The sequence below is a fragment of the Oleiphilus sp. HI0125 genome, from assembly GCF_001635355.1.
In genome coordinates this window covers 1-1,091 of the sequence record NZ_LWGF01001098.1, presented here as the reverse complement: position 1 = coordinate 1,091, position 1,091 = coordinate 1, and the positions used below count along the sequence as shown (strand labels likewise).

2 protein-coding genes are annotated in these 1,091 nt (G+C 41.2%); one reads left to right on the top strand and one right to left on the bottom strand.

Annotation, left to right across the window (positions count from 1 at the left end):
- Window positions 1-162 precede the first annotated feature (162 nt).
- Complete coding sequence (locus tag A3762_RS18940; RefSeq protein WP_068756269.1) at window positions 163-450, top strand: hypothetical protein; 288 nt, start codon at window positions 163-165, stop codon at window positions 448-450.
- 393 nt (window positions 451-843) lie between these two features.
- On the opposite strand, the gene A3762_RS27795 is transcribed toward A3762_RS18940, so the two are convergent.
- Window positions 844-1,091: hypothetical protein (locus A3762_RS27795; RefSeq protein ID WP_197469397.1), on the bottom strand; the 248-nt coding region annotated here is incomplete at its 5' end.

Genomic DNA, 1,091 nt, shown 5'->3' with positions numbered 1-1,091 from the left:
GCAAAGTTGATAAAACAAGAAAATAAGAAACTTAAAACAGAGAACGTGAAGGTTAAAAAGCATCAAGCGACAATCAAAGCCAATGCAAAAAAAGCTAGAGCAATCAGCTCGCGCGCTTAAAGCCGAATAGCGAAAAATATCACCGCCAACACCGCAGTATTAGTGCCTTCATCGGTTCCAATCATCGGCATTGCAGCCAATGTCGCAATGACAAGCTCCGACGTAATAACCGGCTGTCAAACAATGAACGAACTTGACGCACTTGAGTCGCTATTAACATTAGATGAGCCAGTTAGTGAAATCGATAAACTATGCGGGATAGAACTACCCTCAACAGAACAAGTAACCAAAGAAGCCCTCGTCATGCTCAAGGAATATTCATCGAGGACGGAGCAATCATTCGATGAAACGATAGACAAACTGATGAAGTATTTATTTTCAGATAACTGAGAAATTAAAAACTAAGCATTAACGCAAATAACGAAGAGTTTTATCAGTTAAGCAACTTAGATGGAGGCATTCGACTTCAATGAAAAATGGTGGTGAGCTAGGGATTCGAACGCTGAAACTGAGGGCTTGCACAGTCATTTGTACTGATAAATCAATGACTTACAAAGCATGCGTTCCGACAAATTAAGTCAAAACACGTCAATTTTGACACCGAAACCTTCCTCTAAAAATTTAAAAACCAGAGGCTTTTGCCAAATAAAGACCGGTCAATATGTTCGAATAAAAAGACCTAATCATGCGCCAAGTAGTTGTTTATAAAAAACGATCAACAAAAGAGTGCCCCCCTTAATTAGTATATCGATGAGTGTTTCAGGGGCACTCACTGAGCAACAATTAGCCCACAAGCACCTCTTCACTGGCGCTGATGATTAATTGTTCATCACTATCAGGATAAAGCTGACAATCACAGACAGGCTCCATCAACGCCATAGCATTCTCCTCCTCAACCATCACTATATCACTATCGATGAGCTGCAAATCGGTCTCGTCCTGCTGGCTTAATTTAATGGTCGCAGATACCTCAAGTTCCCCAACCACTTGCTCAGGTAAGATAATTTTCAGATCCGCCACCTGCTCTGCAT